This is a genomic window from Natrinema zhouii (genome assembly GCF_013456555.2).
GTDB lineage: Archaea > Halobacteriota > Halobacteria > Halobacteriales > Natrialbaceae > Natrinema > Natrinema zhouii.
Genome location: NZ_CP059154.1, coordinates 2,481,666 through 2,503,139, shown reverse-complemented (window position 1 = coordinate 2,503,139; position 21,474 = coordinate 2,481,666). Strand labels below are relative to the sequence as shown.

Sequence of the window (21,474 nt, the reverse complement as noted above, 5' to 3'; positions counted from 1 at the left end):
AAACAACGGCAGTCGAACGGCGGTGGTCGACCAGCGGCAATTGAACGGCGGCGGTCGAACAGCGATAGTCGAACAGCGCCGGTCGCTTCCGTTCGGCTACAGTTCGCTGTCGGGCCGGACGACGACCTTGCCGAACCCTTCCCGGTTCTCGATGATTTCGTGGGCGCGTGCGGTCTCGCTCATCGGCAACTCCTCGCGGATCGCGGGCTCGAACGTGCCGTCCCAGACGAGTTCCATCACGTCGTCGACCTGATCGGGCGTGGCCATCGTGGAGCCGATGATCTGGAGCTGGTTCCAAAAGATTCGCGGAATGTCCGTCTCCGGGTTGCCGCCGCCGGTGCCACCGCAGGTGACGAGTCGCCCGCCCTTGGTCAGGCTCTTGAGCGAGTTCTGCCAGGTAGGCGCGCCGACGTGCTCGACGACGACATCGACGCCGCGGCCGCCCGTCTCCTCGAGGACCCAGTCCGCGAAGTCCTCCTCCTCGTAGTTACAGACGTGGTCCGCACCGCGTTCTTCGGCGTACTCGAGCTTCTCCTCGGTACTCCCGGTCGCGTACACCTCCGCACCCGCGTAGTCGGCGATCTGGAGCGCGGCGTGACCGACCCCGCCGCTGGCGCCCAGCACGAGCACCGACTCGCCGGCCTCGAGGTCGGCGCGTTCGATGAGCATCCGCCAGGCGGTCTGGAAGACCAGACTGCTCGAGCCGGCGACCGCCCAGTCGACGTGGTCGGGGACGGGGAGTAGGTTGTCCTCCGGAATCGCGGCGTACTCGGAGTGGACGCCCGTGACGTGCTCGCCGATGATGTGAAAGCGCGGATCGAGCGTCGGGTCGTCCATCCGCAGGTCGCCGACGCCGGCCGAGAGCGCGACGTGATCGCCCTCCTCGAAACGGGTGACGTCCTCTCCGACTTCCTCGACGACACCGGCCCCGTCGCTGCCCGGAATGTGTGGCATCTCGAGGTCGATTCCCGGCATCCCCCGTCGCGTCCAGATGTCCAGGTGGTTGAGCGCGGCCGCCTTGATGTCGACCAGTACCTCGTCCCGATCGATCTCGGGATCGGGATACTCGCCGTACTCGATGACGTCCCTGTCGCCGTGTTCCGCGAATTGGACTGCCTGCATATACGCAGACCAACGGAAACGGCGTCCATAACAGTTGGGCTACCAGCATGCCGTATTCGCCGCGATCGCTCTGTACTGGAACGTGACGTTACACTATAAACTATTATCTGTCAGAGGTGTGTCGAGACAACGGAAGACCGATGGCAACTGAAACGGAGGCGGTGTCCGAGACTGAACGGGAGGCGGGCGTGGAGTGGCGCGTCTGGCTCGAGCAGGCCGGCGCGTTCACTCGCCGGAATCTGCAGGAGGTGCGAAACAGCGGGATCATGCTGCTGTGGGTGCTCACCTTCCCTGCGATCATGTATCTGCTTCAGGCAACGCAGGGAGTGGAGACATCGGCGGTGGCCGATGCGAGCGTCTCCATCGGGACCGGCGTTCTCGGATCGATGTTCGTCTGCCTGTATCTGTTCGGCAACCAGCTCGCGACCGACCTCGAGGACCGGCGCTACGTCGCCTATCGATCGATGCCCATCTCGCCGTCGGCCGAACTGACCGGCCGAATGGCCGCCGGGCTCGTCCTCGCGGCGGGGGCGTTCACCGCGACGCTCGTCGCCGGACTGGCCACCGGCGCATCCTACGGCCTCCGCGGCCCCGAATCGGTGCCGATCGCTCTCGCTGCCGGCGCGCTGACCTGTCTGTTCTGGATGGTCGTCGCGATCCCGTTGGTCGTCGTCGCCGGCAACGAGCGAGTCGCGTCGATGACGACCACGCTCGTCGCCGTCGGAGCGTTCGTCCTCACCGGGCTCAACGGGACCGTTCCGGCACAGTCACCGATCGATGGGCCGGTACTGAACTATCTCCCGAACACGCTCCCGACGCGGCTGCTCGTCTACCACCTCGTCCCGGCAGAGAACTGGACCGGACTCGGCGTCGCGCCGCCCGCGATGCCGACCGAACCGGCGTTCCTCGCACTGCTCGCTGCGTACGCGGTTCTCGCGACCGTCGCCGGAACGATGCTCGTGAATCGAATGCTCTACGACCAGGGGTGGTGGCCGTGACCGATCCGGTCGCAACCGTCGACGGCGTCCGCAAGTCCTTCGGCGAGGAGGGCGTCCTCGAGGACGTCGATCTCACAGTCGAGGACGGCGAACTCCTCGTTCTGATGGGGCCGAACGGGGTCGGCAAATCGGTCTTGCTCTCCTGTCTCGCCGGCAGCGAGCGTCCCTCCGCAGGCAGCGTCGACGTCTTCGGCGAGCCGGCGACGGCCCGCGCGGACACGACGAGCTTTCTCCTGCAGGACGCGCTCGCCCTCGAGAAGCTCACCGGTCGGGAAACCATCCACTTCTACCGCCGGCTTCATCCGGCGTTCACGGACGACTGGCGCACGCACGTCGAGCGCCTCGGGCTCGCCGGCGACCTCGACAAGTCCGTCGCGGACTACTCCGGCGGAATGGTGCGGAAACTCGAGCTCGCCATCGCCGCCAGCATCGACGTCCCGCTGTACCTGTTCGACGAGCCGACCGCGGCGCTCGATCTCTCGACGATCCCGGCGGTCCACGAGCTGTTCCGCGAGAAACAGGCCGCGGGAAAGACGATCGTCGTCGCCAGCCACCGACCGATGACCGCAGACATCGCCGACCGAATCGCCTTCCTCGCGGACGGTCGGATCGTCGCCACCGGAACGCCTGACGAACTGCTGGCGTCGGTGCCACCCGTCCTCGAGACGGGCGCATCGAACGCGAGCGCGCTCAGGGCAGTCGTCGACGGCGAGCCATTCGCGGTGGCCGGGACTATCCGCGGGTTCGTCCCCGAGCAGTACGAGGACGCGGTTACAGGTGATTCGGGACGGGGACTCGACGAACTCGCGGCCACATCGGGGATCGATCGAACGATGCTCGCGATCATCGAACCAACCTACACCGACCTCTTTACGTACTACACGAACGGTCCGGGTCCGTCGACGCCGACTTCCACCGAGCGACAGTGACCGGAGACGTACGTTTTTACCCGTCGGCTTTCGAAACTGCGGTATGAACGAGACGGACTCGGACGCCACCGAACCCGGCGACGGGACGCTCTGTATCGGCGTCGTCACGATCGCTTCCGATCGCAGCCTCGAGGCCGACGCCGCCGGTGAGGCCATCAACGAGTCGCTCGAGGACGACGGCAACGAGGTCGTCGTCCGGGAACACGTCGGTTCGGACTACGACAGGGTCCAGTCGATCGTTTCGCGGCTGATCGACCGCGACGACGTCGAGGTCGTGCTCACCGCCGGCGCGACCGGCGTCGAGCCCGACGATATCACCATCGAGGCCGTCGATCCGCTCCTCGAGAAGGAACTGACCGCGTTCAGCGAGCTGTTCACCGCGTTAGCCTACGAGCAGGCCGGCACGAAAGCCGTCATCGCGCGGACTCTCGCCGGCATCGCCGAGGGGACACCGGTCTTCTGTCTCCCCGGCGACCCCGACGCGGTCCGTCTCGCGCTCGAGGAGATCATCCTGCCGGAGGCGGCCGGGATCGTCGAACTCGCACGCGAACCGGAGCCGGATTCCGAAGACGAGGACGATCCGGACGCCGCGGACGAACCGGCGGAAACCGGTGCGCCGAGCGAAGCGACGAACGGGGGTGCCTGACGTGGGCTCCAGCGATGACGGTGACAGTGCTGGAAGCGACGCCATTGACAAGGAGTCCGTCCGCGAGCGGATCTGGGACGACCTCGAGGAGAGCGGCGAGGCGCGGTTTCCGTTTCCGCCTCACGGTCGAATCCCGAACTTTGCCGGGGCAAAGGAGGCCGCCGATCAGCTTGCCGAGCAACCGGAGTGGACGGAGGCGACGACGATCAAGGCGAATCCCGACGCGCCGCAGTTGCCCGTCCGGCGGCGGGCACTCCGCGAGGGAAAGACGGTCTACATGGCCGTGCCGCGCCTTCGGGACGAGAAGTGTTTCCTGAAACTCGATCCCGACGAACTCGAGGACTACGACGCGGCGACGACCGTCTCCGGGTCGTCGAAACACGGCGAACAGGTCGGGCCGGAAGCGGTCGACCGCGTCGATCTGATCGTCTCCGGCAGCGTTGCGATAACCGAGACCGGCGGTCGGATCGGCAAAGGGGAGGGCTACAGCGACCTCGAGTACGCCGTCCTCCGGGAACTCGACCTCGTCGACGAGACGACGCCGGTCGCGACGACGGTCCACGAACGGCAGGTGATCGACGAGCCCGTCGCGACCGGGGCCCACGATGTCGCGATGACGCTCGTCGTCACGCCCGAGCGAGTGCTGCGACCCGAGGCGAGTGAACAACCCGACGGTATCGACTGGGACCTGCTCACGGCCGAGCGACTCGCAGAGATTCCGGTTCTCGACCGGCTCGACTCGTCGTAATCGACGGGTCATCGATCAGTTCGGCCGTCGAAACTTGGGTTCGGACGGACGCGCTGCGGAGCGCGTGACGCGACGACGACTGCAGTCTCGAGCGGGAGGACTGATCGGTACAAAACATCGGTGAAGCGGTCCATCCCCGGAGCGCGGCGAAACCGCCGCGCCCCGATGCCAGAATCGCAGGGTGCAACGCGAGCCGGTGGGTCGGGCCCGCGTCAGCGAGAATCGGTTGGCAGTGGTGGGAACGGGTGCTGTGGTGGGGTTGCTGGAAGTCGCGGGTACAGGTGGTGGGTGCCATCGGTGGGGTCTGCCCGTCGACCTCCACTCACGACTACCGCCGGCACCCACTTGAACGACGGTGATGGTATACCAGTCTTACGCCGAATTCTCCCGAATTCAACGCGTATTTATTCGGCAGATACCGGGCTCGAGAAAGTTTATGCGCAGGATATAGTGAAGTGGGTGATTTGGATGATCGAACTGCCCGAGTAGTAACTCGTTTGGACCGATTCAGTGGCTGCTCTCACGGTTGGCTGCGGCCAAATAGCGAAAACAGTCGCGGTCGGCGAGCCGTCCGAACGCACTCGCGGACATCGGCGGCAGTCCCCGGTATCAGTTGACCAGTTCGTCGGCGACGATGCTCGCGTCCATCAGTCGCGGATCGATCGCGATATCGAGCTGTCCCCGGATGAACTCGGGGACCGTGTCTCGAGCGTAGACGACGGTTCGAAGCCCGTCGTTCAGATCGCAGGCGATCGGGATCGTCGTCGCCTGTCCGGTGTCGGTCAGGACGTACAGGTCGGCCGCGACGATGCCCGCCTCCTCGAGTTGCGGTCGGGAGAGGACGCCGGTGAGTCGGGTGACGTCGACGCCCTCGCTCTCGAGTGCCGCGCCGATGCCGTCCTCGTCGGGGCCGGCGACGACTGCGGTCGGAGTTGTGGTGCTCATTCGTACTCGATGGTCGCTGGCGGCTTGTGGGTCACGTCGTAGACGACGCGGGCGACGTTCTCGTTGGAGCCCGTGATCCGAGACTGGATGCGCTGGAGCGTCTCCCAGTCGATCTCCTGGGCGCGGGCGGTCATCCCGTCGCGGGAGTCGACCGAGCGAACGGAGACGACCCAGCCGTGGACCCGGTTGTCACCCTTGACGCCCGTGGCCTTGCCGATAACGGCTGCGAGCGCTTGCCAGGGCTCGTACTCCTCGAGTTCCTCCTCGACGACGTGACACGAGTGACGGGCGACCTCGAGTTTCTCCTCGGTGACTTCGCCGATGACCCGCACCGCGAGCCCGGGGCCGGGGAACGGCATCCGCTCGGCAACGATCTCGTCGAGGCCGAGGTGGCGGGCGACCTCGCGGACCTCGTCCTTGTAGAGGTCGCGAACCGGTTCGACGATGCCCTCGAAGTCGACGATCTCGGGGAGGCCGCCGACGTTGTGGTGGGACTTGATCCCGCCCTCGCTCTCGATTCGGTCGGGGTAGATCGTCCCCTGCACGAGGTAGTCGGCGTCGGTGTCTTTCGCCTCGCGCTCGAACTCCCGGATGAACTGCTCGCCGATGACCTTCCGCTTTTCCTCGGGATCAGTGACGCCCGAAAGGGCCTCGAGGAAGCGGTCTTTCGCGTCGACGATTCGCAGCGACTCCATGTAGTCGAAGGTCTCGCGGAGCTGGTCGGTCTCGCCCTTCCGCATCAGGCCGGTGTCGACGTAGACCGGTGTGAGTCGGTCGCCGATGGCCTCGTAGGCCAGCGCGGCGGCGACCGACGAGTCGACGCCGCCGGAGAGGGCAATGACGGCGTTCGCGTCGCCGATTTCGTCGCCGATCTCTGCAACTGCTTCTGGAACGAACGTCTCGGTGTCTACCATCAGTGGGTTACCTCGGTTTCCGCGTCGGTGTCCGCGTCGTCGGATTCGCTCTCGGCTTCGGTCGCATCGTCGGTCCGCTCGAGGACGGCCTCGACCAGCCCCAGAAACGGCGGGCTCGGCTGCCCGGGACGGGACGTGTACTCGGGGTGGAACTGCGTCCCGAGGAAGAACGGGTGGTCCTCGAGCTCGAGGATCTCCATCCGGTTGCCCGCGGTGCCGGAGAAGACGAGCGGTTCGTCCTCGAACTGGTCGAAGTACTCGGGATTGACCTCGTAGCGGTGGCGGTGCCGTTCGGAACAGGACGTGTCGCCGTAGAGCTCGTAGGCCAGCGTCTCGGGCTCGATGACGGTCGTGTGCTCGCCCAGCCGCATCGTGCCGCCCATGTCCTCGACCTCGTACTGCTCGGGCAGGATGTCGATGACCGGATGTGGCGTGTCTGCTTCCATCTCCGCGGAGTGAGCGTCCTCGAGGCCCAGCACGTTCCGGGCGTACTCGACGACGGCCATCTGGAAGCCCAGACACAGGCCCAGGAACGGAACGTCGTTCTCGCGGGCGTACTGCACCGCCCGAATCTTCCCTTCGGAGCCGCGCATTCCGAATCCGCCGGGGACGATGACGCCGTCCATTCCCTCGAGTTGGCCGTCGTGGCCCTCGCTCAGTTCGTCGGCCGCGACCCAGTGGACGTTTACGTCGCTACCGACCTCGAAGCCGGCGTGTTTCAGCGACTCGTGGATCGACATGTAGGCGTCCTCGAGGTCGTACTTGCCGACCAGCGCGATGTCGATCTCGCCCGCTTTCTCGGTGGTGACGATCTCGCGCCAGTCGTTGGTTCGCTCCTCGGGCGGCAGCGCCTCGTCGGCGAGCCCGAAGTGCTCGAGGACGTACTGGTCGAGCCCCTCGTCTTCGACCATCAGCGGGACGTGATAGACGTCCTCGACGTCGGGGTTCGAGAACACTGCGTCCGTGGGAATGTCACAGAACAGCGCGATCTTCTCCTTGGTCTCGGGGTCGAGGCGGTCCTCACACCGGCCGACGATCACGTCGGGCTGGAGACCGATCGAACGGACCTCCTTGACCGAGTGCTGGGTCGGCTTCGTCTTCTGCTCGCCGTTTTTCGAGTACGGGACGAGCGTGACGTGGGTGAAGAGGACGTTCTCCTCGGGTTCCTCATGGGCGAACTGGCGCAGCGCCTCGAGGTAAGGCATCCCCTCGATGTCCCCGACGGTGCCGCCAACTTCGATGAGACAGACGTCGGTGCCTTCCGCGGCCTCGCGGATCCGGCGCTTGATGTCGTCGGTGATGTGGGGGATGATCTGGACCGTCTTGCCCAGGTAGTCGCCGGCGCGTTCCTTCTCGATGACGTGCTGGTAGGTCTTGCCCGTCGTGATGTTGTGGTCCGAGGTCATGTCGATGTCGAGGAACCGTTCGTAGTTCCCGAGATCGAGGTCGACCTCGCCGCCATCCTCGAGGACGTAGACCTCCCCGTGCTGGTAGGGGTTCATCGTCCCCGCGTCGACGTTCAGGTACGGGTCGATCTTCACCGCAGTGACGTCGAACCCGGCGTTTTTGAGGAGCCGGCCGGTGCTCGCGGCCGTGATCCCCTTGCCGAGTCCCGACATGACGCCGCCGGTGACGAAGATGAACTTGTTCCCCAGCGAGGGGTCATAATGAGTGTCCGATTCCGTCGGCATACCGAGTGTGCGCGCGACCGCTTGAAAACGATTTCGGGACCACACCGCCACCGACAGAGGTTGTCACCCCTCGTCGGTTCGGTCACCGCGCGGCGCACCCGCTCGAGTCCGCGTTTATCCCCACGTTCGTCCAGAACGGGACGGCGGTGGGAAAATACGCTGCCTAGGGCTCGTCGTCCATGGACGCCTTCCCGTGGGGTTCGTCCTCCTTTGAGACCTTTCCTTCGGCCGGGTCCTGGACTTCCAAGTCCTGGACTTCGACGATTTCGGCCTGCGCGAGGTTCTCGATGCCGCCGCCCATCCGCAACTGGATCGTCTGCCCGGGGAGATCCGGATCGTCCTCGTCGGTCGGCTCCTTCGGGACGGAGACGGCGGTCACCCCATCGATCGTGACGGAACGGCGCTGGATCGGATCGCCCTCGTACTTGACGGTTTCCCACGTTTCGGCGTCGAGATCGTCCATATCTTCGCCGAAATAGTCCTCGGCGTCGGGGTTCACCGTATCCTCGGTCTGGGACTCGCCGGTCGTCCGATTGTCGTCGAACTGGACCTCTTCGTGCTTGTACTGTCTGAGTTGGACGAGCATATCGGACCCACCACGAGCAGCGTGTTAATGCTTACATAGGAGATGGAAAGGGGCCGTCTCGAGTCGACGGGCTGCGGAGGCGGAAACGCCAGTACATCGGCCTCGAGCGCCAGTCGATCAGTTCGGTCGTCACCGAGAAGTCATCCCACTGTCACAGAAGCCCCTGGTCAAAAGAAAACTCTTCAACGATCCTGATGAGGTCGTCCGGCTCGAGCGGTTTTAGGACGTACGCATCTGCTCCGGGGTTTTCGGATTTCAGATCGTATAATTCCTGCAGTACTCCCGTTAGAACGACTACTGGAATCTGTTTCAGATTCTCGTCACTCTTTATCGCTTTCAGCACTTCTTCCCCGCTCTTTTTCGGAAAATGCCAATCGAGTAGTATTATGTTCGGACGAGGCGCATCAACGTAGTCACCGCGTTGATTGAGGAAGTCTAACGCCTCGTCACCGTCGTTAGCGACGTAGTAAGTCCCGTATAATTCAGCTTCCCGAAATATCTCTTGTGTGAGTCGAACGTCGCCCGGATTATCTTCTAGTAAAAAGATTTCGCCCACATACTTTGGTCCGCTCACAATATATCCTTGATCTGGATAGTTATAAATATTATTTCATGTACCACTGAAGGTCATTACTTCTTACTAGAGGTAATTTCCAAATAAGTAAAGCAAAGTAACGGTATGACAATTTGTCCCACATAGATTGCCCATCAGGCTGATACTCTTCTCCAGGGATACGGCCTATGTAACAGCAAAACTGGTACGACCAAATCCGGTACTCAGTACGCATCTGCCGTGAACGTCCGAATCATGGCAAAATGAGCGAACAACGCTAATCCAACAGCGCTACCGAGACGGCAAGCGCGGCGAGAGCAGTCGACTACTTCCCCCAGAACGGGTCCCGACTGCGCTGCTTGTCGAGGTACATGTTCAGCGCCTCGAGTTCGTCACCGGGAATCTCGCTCGCGAGTTCCTGCTCGAGGATCTTCGCGTGTTTCTCTGGGATTTCGATCCAGAGTTCGTCGTCCTCCTCGATCCCCCGTCCGACGGTGGGTCCCTCGATGGCGACCGAGACGCGGTTGCCGGCGCGGGCCTCGTCGACGTCCTCACCCTGCTCTTGAATCCCCTTGACCTGACCGACGCGGTCGGCCTCGTTGCCTTCGAACTTGACGACGTTCGCGTTGTTCTGGACCGTTCCCGAGTTCACCTCGACGCCGACGACCGCGGGGTCGTTCTGGCGGAAGGTGTGATCCGGCAGGATCCGGAACCGGGCGGGCCGGGTGATGTTGTCGAGGATGGTGTCCTGCTGAGCCTTCTCGATTCCCTCGACGTACTCCTCGTACTCCTCGATCAGCTGATAGATGACCTCGTCGGTGAAGATCGTCACGTCCTCGATCTCCGCGCGGTCGTCCGCATCGTCGAGGACGTCGACGTTGAATCCGAGGATGGCCTTCTGTTTGCCGTCGTCGGCCGTCGAGGCGACCGAGACGTCCCGCGGCGCGACGTCGCCGACCTCCGCGCGAACGATCGGTACCTCCGCGTCGCCCAGGGCGTCGGCCATGGCCTCGAGGCTGCCGAGCGTGTCGGCCTTGACGACGACGCCCTCTTCGGCGGTGTCGACGGCGATGTCCGCGAGTTCTGCCTGGACCTCCGCGACGACCTCCTCGAGGTCGCGATTACGGACGACCCGTACCGGCGCGCCGGCCATCGCGTCCGCGAGTTCGGGCGCGGCGACCTTGATCCCGGACGCGGCCGAGACCTCGTCGACTTTCTCGAATCTGCTCTCGGTGCGGATCTCGGCGAGCGGCCGCGGCTGGAGCAGCGCGCGCACCTCGGTGACGATCGGCTCGTTCTGTCCGCCGACGACGAGCTGATCGTCCGACCGGATCGTCCCGTCGTACAGCACCGTATCGATCGTCGTTCCGAACCCTTTCTCCTCTTTGACCTCGAGGACGGTGCCGACGCCGGGGCCGGCGACGTCGATCTCCATCTCCTCTTTCATGTAGCGCTGGGAGAGTCCCATCATGACGGTCAGGAGGTCGGGAACGCCCTCGCCGGTCATCGCCGAGACGGGGACGACGCCGACGTTGCGCTGGAAGTTCTGGACCCGCCAGTAGAGGTCGGCCGAGAAGCCCTCGTCCGAGAGGTTGCCGATGATCTCGTAGAGGCTCTCGTCGAGTCGCTGGCGCACGCGCTCCGACTGGGACTCGTAGGTGTCGTTGATCGGCGAGTCCTCGTTGGGGTTCCAGCCCGGAACGGTGTCGATCTTGTTCGCCGCGACGATGAACGGTGTTTCGGAGCGTTTGAGGATGTCTAGGGCCTCGAGCGTCTGGGGCTGGAAGCCGTCGTTGACGTCGACGACGAGGATGGCGATATCGGCCAGCGCACCGCCGCGGGAGCGCAGCGTCGTAAAGGAGTGGTGACCCGGCGTGTCGATAAAGAGGAGGCCAGGGAGGTCGAAATCGTCCGGGTCGACGAGGTCGCCTGCGATCGTGGAGATGATGTCCAGCGGGACGGCGGTCGCGCCGATGTGCTGGGTGATCGCGCCTGCTTCGCCCTCGATGACCGCGGAGCCGCGGATCTTATCGAGGAGACTTGTCTTGCCGTGATCGACGTGTCCGAGGACAGCGACGATTGGCGTTCTGAGGGATGTGGGGTCGCGTGTGTCCGTGTCCGACATGATGAACCACCCGAGAAGGTCTTACCTAAATCGTCCGTATCGCCGTAGTTAAACCCATCGTCATCGGCGTTCCGGTGATCGCGACCATCTTCGCGGCCCGTCCATCGAACCGCATGCCCACCTGGCAGTTGGTTCACGGACACAACGCGCTCATTTAACCCGTTTCGGAAGGGGACGTTGGGTGGGAGGGGTCGATCCGTCCGTTTCCGACCCGCGACGCCGCTCGGTTCATCCGTCTGCCCACCGTCTGACGCCAGTCCGCGCGTACCCCATTGTTTTTAATACCGATTAGTAAGTACGGGTATGCATGAGCGATATACTCGCTGAAAACCTCTCGGGGAAGTCCGTCATGGGGTCCGACGGCACCGAGCTCGGATTGCTCTACAACATCACGATGAATCTCAAATCGGGCAAGCTCCACGATCTCGTCATCGAGCCCGACGAGGAGCTGTCCCGGCGCGCCGTCGATTTCGACCTCGACGACGCCGGCCACTTTCTCGTTCCCGTCAACCGCGTTCAAGCGGTAAAAGACTACATCGTCGTCCAGCGCTAACGGTATGTACGTTCTCGACACCTCGGCTTTTATCCACGACTTCCACACGACAGAACAGACTGCAACCATCCCGCTCGTCCGCGACGAACTGGAAGACGAGAGCGCCTATCGCTACGACGCGATGGAAGGCTCCGGAATGCACATCCACATTCCCAACGACGACACCACCGAAAAGGTCGAGCGCGCGGCCCGGGAGTCCGGCGACCTCGAGGTCCTCTCCGAGACCGACGTTCGCCTCGTCGCGGCGAGTTTCGAACTCGACGCGACCCTCGTGACCGACGACTACGCGATGCAAAACGTCGCGGAGAAACTCAACGTCGGTGTCGAAGTGATCGCCCGCGAGGGGATCGACGAACAGCGCCACTGGCGATATCAGTGTCAGGGCTGCGGTCGCGAGTTCGACGAGGAGAAGGATCGGTGTCCGATCTGCGGGTCGGCACTCGCGCGGAAGAACCCCTCGTAACGGGACGCTGGCCGCATTTTACCCGTAGAGTGAGTAGAGGTTCGCGAACAGTACGGCGTTATAGAGTCCGTGGACCAGCGCAGGGATCACGAGGTTCTCGGTCCGCTCGTATATCGTCCCGAGGACGAGCGAGAGCCCGAAGACGGTGCCGAGACTCGCGATGACCGCGCCGAGACCGGCGGTGGCGTACGCGGAGACGTGAACGGCCGCGAAGATGACACTCCCCGTGACGACGGCACCGGCCCGCGAGAACGTTTCGTACAGCGATTTCTGGATGACGTTCCGGTACAGCAGCTCCTCGAACGGACCGATGATCAAGATTGCGATTGGAATCATCACGAGCATCAGCTCGGGACGCTCCCGGGCTCGCTGGGTCGTCGCGTGCTCCGACCCCTCGACGCCGACCAGCTGCATGATGAAATCGATCGCAAAGAGGGCTATCAAGAGGACGATCAACCCGACGACGGTCCAGCCGACCTCTCGCGCAGTCGGCAGCCGGAGATCGATAAAGGAACGGTCGCGATCGGTCAGATGAAGATAGGCTGCGACGATAATTGCCGTCCCCAGCGCCATGCCGAGATTGCCGACGATCACACTGATCACGAGGAGTTCGGTCTCCGGGAGCGACTCGACGAACGGGATAACCGGAATCGCGAGAATCGGTGTCGTCACGTCGGGAGCGAAGAGACCTGCGAACCCGACGACGGTGAGGACGGCTACCTGTTGTGCTCGGCGTTTAAATCCGATGAGCCCGATGCCGACGGACTCCGCGACGCCGACGCCGGCGGTCAGTCCCGCCGTGACGAAGGCGACAAAGACGACCGGTATCGACGTCGAGATCGGTGGGAGGGGCGTCGATGCCGTGATCCCCTGGTTCAGGGCGTAGCCGGCGAGCAAGACGACCGCGACGCTCGAGGCGGCGGCGATCGGTCCGGCGATCGTCCGCTCGAGGCCGGCGTGACGACGGACCAGAAACGCGAGAACGGCGGCGAGGGCGAACCCGACTCCCGCCCAGACAACGGGATCGTCGATACCCTGCCGAACGGGGACGAGCATGGCGACCATCGTGATCCCCGCGAGGGCCGTCCCGATCCCGGGGATCACGTCTGAGGCGATCGGGCCGGCGTCGTCGGCCCGTGCAGTCTCGGTCATACGTGAATGTTCGCGCGAAGACTGATAGGCGCACCGCAAACGGACGATTGACGGGGCAGGAGCAGACGGTGGCGAGAACCGGCTATCGTTCGATTCGGAGCTCCGTCTTCGTCGCGACCGCGTCGGCCTCCTCGAACTGTCCGCCGCCGAGCAGGCCGCGCGTCGCCTTCTTGGCCCACTCGACGGCAGGCTGTTCGAAGGTGTTCACGCCGTAGAGCTCGCCCGCGAGCACGCAGGCGGCTTCCATGCCATAGAGCAGCCCGCCAAGTTCGTACTCGTCGACGCGCTCGAGTTCGACGCGGACGTTCGGCCGTCCCGCGGCGGCGAGGCTGGCCTCCGTGGCTTCGAACTCCGCCTTGAGCAGGTCGCCGAGCGTCGAGTCGCCGAGGTACGCGAGGTCCTCGACGTCCGTGTCCGGAATCGGCCGGTCCGCGCTCTCCCGCGTAGTGACGAAGGTGACCAGCTTGTCTCGCGGGCCCGCGCGGTAGAGCTGGAGTTGCGAGTGCTGGTCGGTGACGCCGAGCGCTCGGACCGGCGTCTGCCCGAGGTCGTCCTTTCCGAGGCTCTCGGCCCAGAGCTGTGCGAACCACTCCGCGGAGGTCTCGAGAGACTCCGCGTAGGGCATCATCGCGTTCACGCCGGCACCGCGCCCGTCCAGCGCGTACGTCGTCGCGCCGTAGGCGTAGGCCGGACAGTCGAAGAGCGAGTCCGACAGCGTCTCGCGCTCGGCGGCCGCGCCCGCGAGCAGCGCCTCGAGGTCGTGACCGCAGACGGCCGCGGCGACCATGCCGACCGCCGAGAGCGCCGAGAAGCGACCGGGGACGCCGTCGGGCGCTTTTAGCGAGGGCAGGTCGTGACGATTCGCGAGATCGCGAAGCGGGCCGGACTCGCCGGTGGTGACGATCGTCCGCTCGGTCCAGTCGACGCCCGCCGACTCGAAGGCCTCGCGGACGACGAGGAAGTTCGCCAGCGTTTCGGCCGTCGTCCCCGAACGCGAGACCACGTTGATCGCCGTCGACTCGAGGGGCAGTCGCTCGAGGTGCGTCGAGACCCATTCGGGGTCGACGTTGTCGAGAAAGACGGTTTCTGTATCGGACTGAAGGGCGTTCGTGATCGTCGCCGCACCGAGCGAACTGCCGCCGATGCCGACGGTGATCAGCGCATCGGCGTCGGCGACCGGCTCGACCGCCGCCCGAATCTCGTCCGGGTCGGTCCGTTCGGGGAGATTCAGCGCCTCGTAGCCGTGTTCCCCGTTCGCCATCCCGCGCTCGATCCGCTCGTGGGCGGCCGCCACCTGCTCGTCCAGGCGCTCGAGGGACTCCCTCGAGACGCCCGGCGAAGCGACGGACGCGAGCGCGTTGCCGATGTCGACGTTCATACGCGAGGAGGCGACCGCCGGGCCTAAAGTCGTTCCGTGATCGGTTCGGAGACGCTCCCGTCACCGATCTCGCCGACCAAGTCTGATCCACCACATATGTAGGGATCATTCTTACGCGCCCGTATCTGCTACTCGGGTACAAGCACTATGAGTAGCCACACGCCAAACGAACCGATCGATATCTTGCTGATTGAAGACAATCCGGGTGACGTTCGTCTGACCCGGGAAGCGTTCAAATCGGTCGACAGCGACATCGAATTCCACACGGTCACCGACGGAAAAGAGGCCACGAGATACTTCGACGTGGGTGAAACGACCACCGCGAGTACGGATCCCGATCTCGTCCTCCTCGACCTGAACCTCCCGCGGGTAGACGGGCTCACGGTCCTAGAGACGCTCGAGACCGAACTGGACTCCCCACCACCACCGACTCTCGTCCTCTCGAGTTCGGAAACGGAAGCGGACATCGCCGAGAGCTACGATCGGGCCGCAAACGCGTACCTCACGAAGCCGGATAGCCCCGACGAGTTCGACGCGTTAGCGCAGGCGATCGAGGACTTCTGGATCGAGTCGGCCCAGCATCCGCCTGCACCGTCGTAACGCCGTGCCGGTGACCGCCGGTGCCGTCCGGTCGGCTCTCGAGGGGTCGTTCGATCACCGGCCGAGCCGAGAGCCCGACCAGCGAACTCCGTCGAATCGCGGTCGAAAGCCGAAACCCCGAAACCGACGGTGCGCGTACGGTCGGCCATGACCGAAAAGACGAGCACGTTCGTCGTCACGCACGCCGAAGACGAATCGGCGGTCGTCCGCGACGTCGACACCGCACAGGTCCACACCCTCGCGTCGAACCCCGGCCTCGAGGTCCACGACGTCCTCGAGGCGACCGTCGCGCCCGAACCGCCGATGGACGTCACCTGGGAGGTGATCGACGTCGCGGACAGACGCACGATCGATCTGGTCGACAGCGATCTCGAGCCGACCCAGCACGAAAAAGAGCTCGCGGCCGACAGCGAGCTCGGCGACCTCGTCCAGGAGGAACGCGCCGGCACGGGCGAGATTCACGTGTTCCGCGTGCCCGAAGGCGAGGTCGAACCCGCAGCGCAGGACGTTCTCGCGGACGAGGAAACGATCGCGCGAGCGGCCCGGATCGAGGCGGTCCGCGTGGAAGTGCGGCGCTCGGCCGACGACGGCGTGTTGAGCGTTCGATATCTGCCGGACTGATCGGCGGCCAACAGTATATCCGCCTGACATCGTGGAATTTGACGAGATATCCACTCGGCGCAAGTGACTAGCCGTAGCCCCGCGTTGGGACGAAAGTAACTGTCCGTAGCCCGACGCTCGAGTCGACGCCTCGCGCCCGCGAGCGGTGATTGGAATTGGGAAGGCTTACTTCGGGGGGCTGCAAGTTGTCCGGTATATGGCGTATTTCGACGTACCGGAGATCGAGTACACCCGGTACAGTAACCGCCAACTCGCGGCGGTTCCGCTCGCGGTTCTCGCGGTTGCACTGCTCGTCCTCAGCGGATCGTTTCTCGTGTACGGCACGCCGGTTCCGCTGGGAATGGACTTCGCCGGCGGGACGGAGTTGACCGTCCAGACGACCACGCCGGCCGACGATATTCCGGCGGCGTTCGACGAAGAGCCGGAATCGGTGACTGGAACGGGGAGCGAAAATCAGTACATCGTTCAGTTCTCCTCGGCTGACTCGCAGGCCCTGAGCGATCAGGCCCAGGAGGGCCTCGAATCGGACGGCGACAGCGAGATCGTTCAGGCGGTCTCCTCGACGTCGGCGAGCTTCGGCCAGCAGAGCCAGCAAACGGCCATGCTGGGAGTCGCCATCGCGTTCGTCGGGATGAGCGCCATCGTCTTTCTGCTATTCCGGACGTTCGTCCCGTCGATCGCGGTCGTCATTTCCGCGTTTTCCGACCTCGTGATCCCGCTCGCGTTCATGCGGCTGGCCGGAATCCCGCTCTCGCTGGGGACGGTCGCCGGCCTGCTGATGTTGATCGGGTACTCGGTCGACTCGGACATCCTGTTGAACAACCACATCCTGCGCCGGAGCGGTGACTTCTACGAGAGTACGCACCGCGCGATGCGAACTGGCGTCACGATGACGATCACGTCGATGGCCGCGATGCTCGTCATGGCCGTCTCGGCGTACATCTTCGGCATCGGTCTTCTGGCATCGATCGGAATCATCCTGTTCGTTGGCCTCGCGGCCGACCTGATGAACACCTACATGTTGAACCTGAGTCTACTCCGCTGGTACAAGTTCGAGGGGATCCGCTCATGAACCCGCTCGCGGCCGCCAAGTCCAACTGGCGGATCATCCTGCTCGTCCTGTTCCTCGCCTTCGCTCTCGTCGCCCTCTTCGTCCCCGGCGGCATCGTGGCCGACAACAGCTACGCCGAGAGCACCGTCGACAACGGCCCCACCAACCTCGAGTTCGGACTCGGCCTCGAGGGCGGGACCCGAATCAGGGTCCCAGCCACCGGAATGACTGCCGAGGACATCGAATCCGGCATGGCCGAGGATGGAATCGACCAACAGGAGAGCCAGCGGCTCGACGACATCGAGTCGACGATGACCGACGAGCTCGGCCTCGAGCCGGCGGACACCAGCGTCGACGTACAGGAGGACGGGACCGTCACCGCGGAGGTGTTCACTGACAACGTGACGCAGGCCGAGTTCGCCGCGGCGCTGCAGTCGGCGAACGTCGACGCGTCGGAGGACGACATCCGCGACGGCGTCACCCAGAAGACCCGCGACGATATGATCCAGACGATCCAGACGAAGGTCAACGCCGCGGGGCTGTCCGGTGGATCTGCCTACGAGCAGACGACACCGGGTGGCAACCACTATATCGTCGTCGAGGTTCCAAACATGGACGCAGGCGAACTCCGCCAGTTGCTCTCCGAGCGGGGAGTCGTCGAGGTCGTCGCTTACTATCCCGACGATAGCGGAAACGAGACGAACCAGTCGAATCAGACGGTGTTGACTGGCGATAACATCGCCGACGTCGACCCGCCGACGCAACAGGGGGACACCGGCACGTACGCGGTCCCAGTGCAGGTCCGCGACAGCGCTGCAGGCGAGTTCCAGCAGCAACTGAACGACCTCGGATTCACCAGCGAAGGGATCGGTCGGTGCAGCCTCTCGGGTACCGGAGACGGTGTCAGTTTCGACCACGACCAACCCCAGTACTGTCTGTTGACCGTCGTCGACGGTGAGGTCATCGACGCACACAGCATGGGCGACGATAGTAGACAGGGTCCCGGTCTCGCAACCTCGATGCGGAACGGCGACTGGGCGGACAACCCGACCTTCCAGATGAGCGCACCGAGTCAACAACAGGCCCAGTCGCTCTCGGTCAATCTCCGAGCCGGCAGCCTGCGCGCGCCGCTTGACTTCGAACAGGATCAGGTCTACTCGATCGAACCGGCCCACGCGACCCAGTTCAAGGAGTTCTCGCTACTGATCGGGCTGCTCTCGGTGGTCACCGTCAGCGGCGTCGTCTACATCCGATACACGGACACGCGGGTCGCGCTCCCGATGATCGTGACGGCGCTCGCGGAGGTAGTCATCTTGCTCGGGTTCGCCGCGCTGATACGCATGCCGCTGGATCTCTCCCACGTCGCCGGGTTCATCGCCGTCGTGGGGACCGGGGTCGACGACCTCGTGATCATCGCCGACGAGGTGATGGACGAAGGTGACGTCAGCTCGGAACGGGTCTTCCAATCGCGATTCCGCAAGGCTTTCTGGGTCATCGGTGCCGCCGCGGCGACGACCATCGTCGCCCTCTCGCCGCTCGCCGTGTTGAGCCTCGGTGACCTCCGCGGGTTCGCGATCATCACCATCCTCGGCGTGCTCATCGGGGTCCTCATCACCCGCCCCGCCTACGGTGACATCCTGCGACGGCTGTTGACCGATCGGTAGGCGTCTCGAGCGCAGACTGCGACTAACGGCGCTTTGCGGTCGGTTTGCTGTTCTGCGAGAGCGCTTAGCGTTCCCGACACCGCGGACACCAGTCGACAGTGTCGCCGTCACCGTGCGCAGCGGCGAAATCGTACGAAACAGGGTTGTTACAGGTAGTACAGATCGGCATCACAATCACCACAGCAACGCAGCAGTGCAACAGATAAGAACGGACAGCCTGCAATTGCAGCTACGTTCGCGGCTCTGTCGTCGCTACAGCAACAGTTCGAAACAGGTAGTGACTGGGTTGAAGCGTGTTCTCGAGATCGGCGAAAGCACCCAGTAGCGACCGTCAGTGGAAGTGGCCTCGAGAGCAGTTCTCAACGAAGTGAATCACAACAGAAACCGAACAAGCCTAGGCCGGGATTTGAACCCGGGCTCTCGTCCTTACCAAGGACGCGCTTTACCGCTAAGCTACCCAGGCACGCATCTGTTCGTTGACCGGAGTCGTCTTTATGGGTTTCGATTCGAGCGGGCCGTGCGCCGGTTTGTCGCAGTCCTCTCCCGCGATTGCGTTCGTCGTTCAGGGATCCGTCGCGGATGTCGCTCGATCGGTCGTCGAATCCTCGAGCGACAGCTCTCGAGCCCGCGCCTCGAGGTCGGTGAGGCAGTCCTCGACCGGGGGAAACGAGGTGCCGACGGCGGCGGCGAACTCCGCGACGACGGCGTGCAGTCGGGGTGAGGGGGTTTCGCCGACGGCGACGGCACCGGTGCGGACGGCCAGTTCGAGCACGTCTCGCTCGAGGGAGGCGTCGATCGACGCGGGATCGCCGCCGTCGGTCCCGATACCGGTGCCGGCGCTGGCCTCGGATCCGGCCTCGAGGTCTGCGCGGCGGGTCTGGTCGCGGCCGAACGACTGGACCGTTCGGACCGCTTTCCCGGCGGCGTCCGTGCGAGCCAGCAGGTAGAAGCCGCGGGCGACAAGGATGTCGGCCGCGAGGATTCCGAGATCGGCGTCGCTGGCGTCGGCGTCGGTCGCCGTCCAGGGCTCGTCGTGGGCGAGCGATCGCGTCAGTCGCAGTCCCTCGTAGATGAGCTGAACGCCGGCCGCGTGGGTCTCGATGCGAGCGGGCTCGCGATCGCAGTCGGACGCTTGCGGTCGGTCCCGATCGGGTTCGGACTCGGCGTCGCGACACCGCTCGGTCTCGTCCTCGAGGACGCGGCCATCCGCGCCCATCGCCGCGGCGCTCTCGAGGGTGAGGACGGCGGGGACCATCGACGCTCGATCGAGGATAGAGTCGATATACTCGTGCAGCCGTGGTGGTTCGACGTCCGCGACGGCCTCGACGGCGGCACGCCGACAGCTGTCGGCATTCTCCATTAGCGAGGGGTTACGAGGGCGGAGCCAAAGACCTTTGGAAACGCTCGGTCGACTGCTGCCATGATCGACGTTGACACGAACGGATCGGTTCGCACCGTCACGATCGACCGCCCCGCAGCGCGCAACGCCCTGACCATCGAGGGTCTCGAGGCCCTCGAGGCGGCCATCGACGACGCCGACGAGCCGGTGATCTACCTCCGCGGACGCGGTCCGGCGTTCTCCGCGGGGGCCGATCTGCACGAGGTCGCGGCCCTCGAGGGGGATCGCGACCGCGCGGCCGACTTCGCACGTCTGGGTCAGCGCGTCGCCCGAACGATCGAGGACTCGCCTGCGGTCGTCGTCGCCGGAATCAACGGGGCCGCACGCGGCGGCGGCCTCGAACTCTCGCTCGCCTGCGACGTCCGGGTCGGGACGCCCGAGTCCACCTACGGCGAACCGGGGGTCAGCTTCGGCCTGTTCGGCGCCTGGGGCGGGACCGTCCGGCTGCCCAGAGTGCTGGGTGAGGGCGACGCGCTCGAGTTCTCACTTTCCGGGCGATCGATCGACGCCGAGGAAGCCCTGCGGATCGGACTCATTTCGCGCATCGAGGACGACCCCCAATCGGTCGCCGAAGAGATCGCCGAGAACCCGTCCGATACGGTGGCCGTCCTGAAACGCCGGGTCCGGGACGACGGCGAGCGAGCGACGCAAGAGCGACGCGAAGCCCAGGCCTTCGGCGACCTCGTCGCCGCCCACGCCGACGACATCGACGCGCTGCTCGAGTAGGCGGCGTGGCTCAAGCAGCGGAAGGAAGTTGGACAAAAGTGATTTATTCGCTTACACGAATTGGGCTGGTATGCCCGGACCAGTGTTTCTGGAGGGCGACCGCGTCACGCTGCGCCCGATCGAGGAGGCGGATCTCGAGTTTCTGCAAACGCAGGTCAACGACCCGCGAATCTGGCGGCCGATCGGCCGCTCGAGGCCCGTGAACCGCGAGCAGGAACGCGAGTTCTTCGAAAACGACGTCTGTGGCGACGACACCGTGGTCCTCCTGGTCGTCGCCGATTCGACGCCGGTCGGGACGGTCGGACTCCACTCGTTCGACCGGGAGGCCCGCAACGCCGAACTCGGCTACTGGATCGCACCGGAGCACCACGAACGGGGCTACGGAACCGACGCAGCGGAGCGCGTCGTTCGGTACGCCTTCGACCAGCTCGGCCTCCACCGGATCGCAGCCCGCGTGTTCGAGTTCAACGAACCGTCGCGACGACTGCTCGAGTCCGTCGGATTCACGCAGGAGGGCGTCCACCGCGACGTCGAATTCGTCGACGGCGAGTATCACGACGTGTACTGGTACGGATTACTCGAGGACGAACGGCCGGCGGAGCGCGACTGA

22 protein-coding genes and 1 tRNA gene are annotated in these 21,474 nt (G+C 64.6%); 12 read left to right on the top strand and 11 right to left on the bottom strand.

Features of this window, described 5'->3' with window-relative positions; all coding sequences use genetic code 11:
- Nucleotides 1-96 precede the first annotated feature (96 nt).
- Nucleotides 97-1,122 (bottom strand): zinc-binding dehydrogenase, encoded by a 1,026-nt coding sequence (locus HYG81_RS31030; protein ID WP_180840003.1) that lies wholly within the window; start codon nucleotides 1,120-1,122, stop codon nucleotides 97-99.
- Between the two features lie 140 nt (nucleotides 1,123-1,262).
- Between HYG81_RS31030 and HYG81_RS31025 the strand changes: the two genes are divergently transcribed.
- Genes HYG81_RS31025 through HYG81_RS31010 form a run of 4 tightly spaced genes read left to right on the top strand, consistent with a single transcriptional unit; the run spans nucleotide 1,263 to nucleotide 4,443 of the window.
- On the top strand, nucleotides 1,263-2,120 hold the full coding sequence (locus HYG81_RS31025) for an ABC transporter permease (RefSeq protein ID WP_226375943.1): 858 nt from the start codon (nucleotides 1,263-1,265) through the stop codon (nucleotides 2,118-2,120).
- On the top strand, nucleotides 2,117-3,049 hold the full coding sequence (locus HYG81_RS31020; protein WP_340674423.1) for an ABC transporter ATP-binding protein: 933 nt from the start codon (nucleotides 2,117-2,119) through the stop codon (nucleotides 3,047-3,049). Before HYG81_RS31025 ends, HYG81_RS31020 begins: the two co-directional genes overlap by 4 nt.
- 43 nt (nucleotides 3,050-3,092) lie before the next feature.
- Nucleotides 3,093-3,695, top strand: coding sequence for a MogA/MoaB family molybdenum cofactor biosynthesis protein (locus HYG81_RS31015; protein ID WP_180840000.1), 603 nt, complete (start codon nucleotides 3,093-3,095; stop codon nucleotides 3,693-3,695).
- 1 nt (nucleotide 3,696) lies between these two features.
- Complete coding sequence (locus tag HYG81_RS31010; protein WP_425607548.1) at nucleotides 3,697-4,443, top strand: 5-formyltetrahydrofolate cyclo-ligase; 747 nt, start codon at nucleotides 3,697-3,699, stop codon at nucleotides 4,441-4,443.
- A gap of 609 nt (nucleotides 4,444-5,052) precedes the next feature.
- Here the strand turns inward: HYG81_RS31010 and HYG81_RS31005 are convergent.
- The 6 genes from HYG81_RS31005 to infB form a co-directional block, all read right to left on the bottom strand.
- Entirely contained in the window at nucleotides 5,053-5,388 is a 336-nt protein-coding gene (locus HYG81_RS31005; protein ID WP_180839997.1) for a DUF7126 family protein, read from the bottom strand.
- On the bottom strand, nucleotides 5,385-6,302 hold the full coding sequence (gene guaA / locus HYG81_RS31000) for a glutamine-hydrolyzing GMP synthase (RefSeq protein WP_180839995.1): 918 nt from the start codon (nucleotides 6,300-6,302) through the stop codon (nucleotides 5,385-5,387). Before guaA ends, HYG81_RS31005 begins: the two co-directional genes overlap by 4 nt.
- Nucleotides 6,302-7,993, bottom strand: coding sequence for a glutamine hydrolyzing CTP synthase (gene pyrG / locus HYG81_RS30995; RefSeq protein ID WP_180839994.1), 1,692 nt, complete (start codon nucleotides 7,991-7,993; stop codon nucleotides 6,302-6,304). Before pyrG ends, guaA begins: the two co-directional genes overlap by 1 nt.
- 163 nt (nucleotides 7,994-8,156) lie before the next feature.
- Nucleotides 8,157-8,579, bottom strand: a complete 423-nt coding sequence (locus HYG81_RS30990) for a hypothetical protein (protein ID WP_180839992.1) — start codon at nucleotides 8,577-8,579, stop codon at nucleotides 8,157-8,159.
- 151 nt (nucleotides 8,580-8,730) lie between these two features.
- Entirely contained in the window at nucleotides 8,731-9,153 is a 423-nt protein-coding gene (locus HYG81_RS30985) for a response regulator (protein ID WP_180839990.1), read from the bottom strand.
- A gap of 304 nt (nucleotides 9,154-9,457) precedes the next feature.
- Entirely contained in the window at nucleotides 9,458-11,257 is a 1,800-nt protein-coding gene (infB, locus tag HYG81_RS30980; RefSeq protein ID WP_180839988.1) for a translation initiation factor IF-2, read from the bottom strand.
- Nucleotides 11,258-11,564: 307 nt separating this feature from the next.
- Between infB and HYG81_RS30975 the strand changes: the two genes are divergently transcribed.
- On the top strand, nucleotides 11,565-11,810 hold the full coding sequence (locus tag HYG81_RS30975; RefSeq protein ID WP_180839987.1) for a PRC-barrel domain-containing protein: 246 nt from the start codon (nucleotides 11,565-11,567) through the stop codon (nucleotides 11,808-11,810).
- A gap of 4 nt (nucleotides 11,811-11,814) precedes the next feature.
- Nucleotides 11,815-12,273 (top strand): NOB1 family endonuclease, encoded by a 459-nt coding sequence (locus HYG81_RS30970; protein ID WP_180839985.1) that lies wholly within the window; start codon nucleotides 11,815-11,817, stop codon nucleotides 12,271-12,273.
- Nucleotides 12,274-12,291: 18 nt separating this feature from the next.
- Here the strand turns inward: HYG81_RS30970 and HYG81_RS30965 are convergent, their stop codons facing one another.
- Nucleotides 12,292-13,425, bottom strand: a complete 1,134-nt coding sequence (locus tag HYG81_RS30965) for a CPBP family intramembrane glutamic endopeptidase (RefSeq protein ID WP_180839984.1) — start codon at nucleotides 13,423-13,425, stop codon at nucleotides 12,292-12,294.
- Nucleotides 13,426-13,507: 82 nt separating this feature from the next.
- Nucleotides 13,508-14,803: a glucose-6-phosphate isomerase gene (locus tag HYG81_RS30960; protein WP_180839982.1), complete on the bottom strand. Its 1,296-nt coding sequence runs from the start codon at nucleotides 14,801-14,803 to the stop codon at nucleotides 13,508-13,510.
- 147 nt (nucleotides 14,804-14,950) lie between these two features.
- Here HYG81_RS30960 and HYG81_RS30955 point away from each other — a divergent pair, with 147 nt between their 5' ends.
- The 4 genes from HYG81_RS30955 to HYG81_RS30940 all read left to right on the top strand — a co-directional run bounded on the left by HYG81_RS30955 (nucleotide 14,951) and on the right by HYG81_RS30940 (nucleotide 18,739).
- Entirely contained in the window at nucleotides 14,951-15,403 is a 453-nt protein-coding gene (locus tag HYG81_RS30955; RefSeq protein ID WP_180839980.1) for a response regulator, read from the top strand.
- Between the two features lie 147 nt (nucleotides 15,404-15,550).
- Nucleotides 15,551-16,024: a DUF5812 family protein gene (locus HYG81_RS30950; RefSeq protein WP_180839978.1), complete on the top strand. Its 474-nt coding sequence runs from the start codon at nucleotides 15,551-15,553 to the stop codon at nucleotides 16,022-16,024.
- A 196-nt stretch (nucleotides 16,025-16,220) separates the two neighbouring features.
- Nucleotides 16,221-17,096 carry a protein translocase subunit SecF gene (secF, locus tag HYG81_RS30945; protein WP_180839977.1) on the top strand — a complete coding sequence of 292 codons (876 nt, stop codon included), beginning with the start codon at nucleotides 16,221-16,223 and terminating at the stop codon, nucleotides 17,094-17,096.
- Nucleotides 17,093-18,739: a preprotein translocase subunit SecD gene (locus HYG81_RS30940; protein WP_180839975.1), complete on the top strand. Its 1,647-nt coding sequence runs from the start codon at nucleotides 17,093-17,095 to the stop codon at nucleotides 18,737-18,739. Before secF ends, HYG81_RS30940 begins: the two co-directional genes overlap by 4 nt.
- Nucleotides 18,740-19,130: 391 nt before the next feature.
- Here the strand turns inward: HYG81_RS30940 and HYG81_RS30935 are convergent.
- Together HYG81_RS30935 and HYG81_RS30930 are read right to left on the bottom strand one after the other, a co-directional pair.
- A tRNA-Thr gene (locus HYG81_RS30935) sits at nucleotides 19,131-19,202 on the bottom strand.
- 99 nt (nucleotides 19,203-19,301) lie between these two features.
- Nucleotides 19,302-20,099 carry a DUF7114 family protein gene (locus tag HYG81_RS30930; protein ID WP_180839973.1) on the bottom strand — a complete coding sequence of 266 codons (798 nt, stop codon included), beginning with the start codon at nucleotides 20,097-20,099 and terminating at the stop codon, nucleotides 19,302-19,304.
- Between the two features lie 60 nt (nucleotides 20,100-20,159).
- Here HYG81_RS30930 and HYG81_RS30925 point away from each other — a divergent pair, with 60 nt between their 5' ends.
- Together HYG81_RS30925 and HYG81_RS30920 are read left to right on the top strand one after the other, a co-directional pair.
- Nucleotides 20,160-20,864 (top strand): enoyl-CoA hydratase/isomerase family protein, encoded by a 705-nt coding sequence (locus HYG81_RS30925; RefSeq protein ID WP_180839971.1) that lies wholly within the window; start codon nucleotides 20,160-20,162, stop codon nucleotides 20,862-20,864.
- Between the two features lie 70 nt (nucleotides 20,865-20,934).
- On the top strand, nucleotides 20,935-21,474 hold the full coding sequence (locus HYG81_RS30920; protein WP_180839969.1) for a GNAT family N-acetyltransferase: 540 nt from the start codon (nucleotides 20,935-20,937) through the stop codon (nucleotides 21,472-21,474).

What these genes read in the sequence shown, in the direction of transcription:
- HYG81_RS30955 (WP_180839980.1), top strand. Translation starts at nt 14,951, where the DNA reads ATGAGTAGCCACACGCCAAACGAACCGATCGATATCTTGCTGATTGAA.
- secF (WP_180839977.1), top strand. Translation starts at nt 16,221, where the DNA reads ATGGCGTATTTCGACGTACCGGAGATCGAGTACACCCGGTACAGTAAC.
- HYG81_RS30950 (WP_180839978.1), top strand. Translation starts at nt 15,551, where the DNA reads ATGACCGAAAAGACGAGCACGTTCGTCGTCACGCACGCCGAAGACGAA.
- HYG81_RS30940 (WP_180839975.1), top strand. Translation starts at nt 17,093, where the DNA reads ATGAACCCGCTCGCGGCCGCCAAGTCCAACTGGCGGATCATCCTGCTC.
- HYG81_RS30990 (WP_180839992.1), bottom strand. Translation starts at nt 8,579, where the DNA reads ATGCTCGTCCAACTCAGACAGTACAAGCACGAAGAGGTCCAGTTCGAC.
- HYG81_RS30965 (WP_180839984.1), bottom strand. Translation starts at nt 13,425, where the DNA reads ATGACCGAGACTGCACGGGCCGACGACGCCGGCCCGATCGCCTCAGAC.
- pyrG (WP_180839994.1), bottom strand. Translation starts at nt 7,993, where the DNA reads ATGCCGACGGAATCGGACACTCATTATGACCCCTCGCTGGGGAACAAG.
- HYG81_RS31030 (WP_180840003.1), bottom strand. Translation starts at nt 1,122, where the DNA reads ATGCAGGCAGTCCAATTCGCGGAACACGGCGACAGGGACGTCATCGAG.
- HYG81_RS30975 (WP_180839987.1), top strand. Translation starts at nt 11,565, where the DNA reads ATGAGCGATATACTCGCTGAAAACCTCTCGGGGAAGTCCGTCATGGGG.
- HYG81_RS30925 (WP_180839971.1), top strand. Translation starts at nt 20,160, where the DNA reads ATGATCGACGTTGACACGAACGGATCGGTTCGCACCGTCACGATCGAC.
- HYG81_RS31005 (WP_180839997.1), bottom strand. Translation starts at nt 5,388, where the DNA reads ATGAGCACCACAACTCCGACCGCAGTCGTCGCCGGCCCCGACGAGGAC.
- HYG81_RS30960 (WP_180839982.1), bottom strand. Translation starts at nt 14,803, where the DNA reads ATGAACGTCGACATCGGCAACGCGCTCGCGTCCGTCGCTTCGCCGGGC.
- guaA (WP_180839995.1), bottom strand. Translation starts at nt 6,302, where the DNA reads ATGGTAGACACCGAGACGTTCGTTCCAGAAGCAGTTGCAGAGATCGGC.
- HYG81_RS31015 (WP_180840000.1), top strand. Translation starts at nt 3,093, where the DNA reads ATGAACGAGACGGACTCGGACGCCACCGAACCCGGCGACGGGACGCTC.
- infB (WP_180839988.1), bottom strand. Translation starts at nt 11,257, where the DNA reads ATGTCGGACACGGACACACGCGACCCCACATCCCTCAGAACGCCAATC.
- HYG81_RS30920 (WP_180839969.1), top strand. Translation starts at nt 20,935, where the DNA reads ATGCCCGGACCAGTGTTTCTGGAGGGCGACCGCGTCACGCTGCGCCCG.
- HYG81_RS30930 (WP_180839973.1), bottom strand. Translation starts at nt 20,099, where the DNA reads ATGGAGAATGCCGACAGCTGTCGGCGTGCCGCCGTCGAGGCCGTCGCG.
- HYG81_RS31025 (WP_226375943.1), top strand. Translation starts at nt 1,263, where the DNA reads ATGGCAACTGAAACGGAGGCGGTGTCCGAGACTGAACGGGAGGCGGGC.
- HYG81_RS30970 (WP_180839985.1), top strand. Translation starts at nt 11,815, where the DNA reads ATGTACGTTCTCGACACCTCGGCTTTTATCCACGACTTCCACACGACA.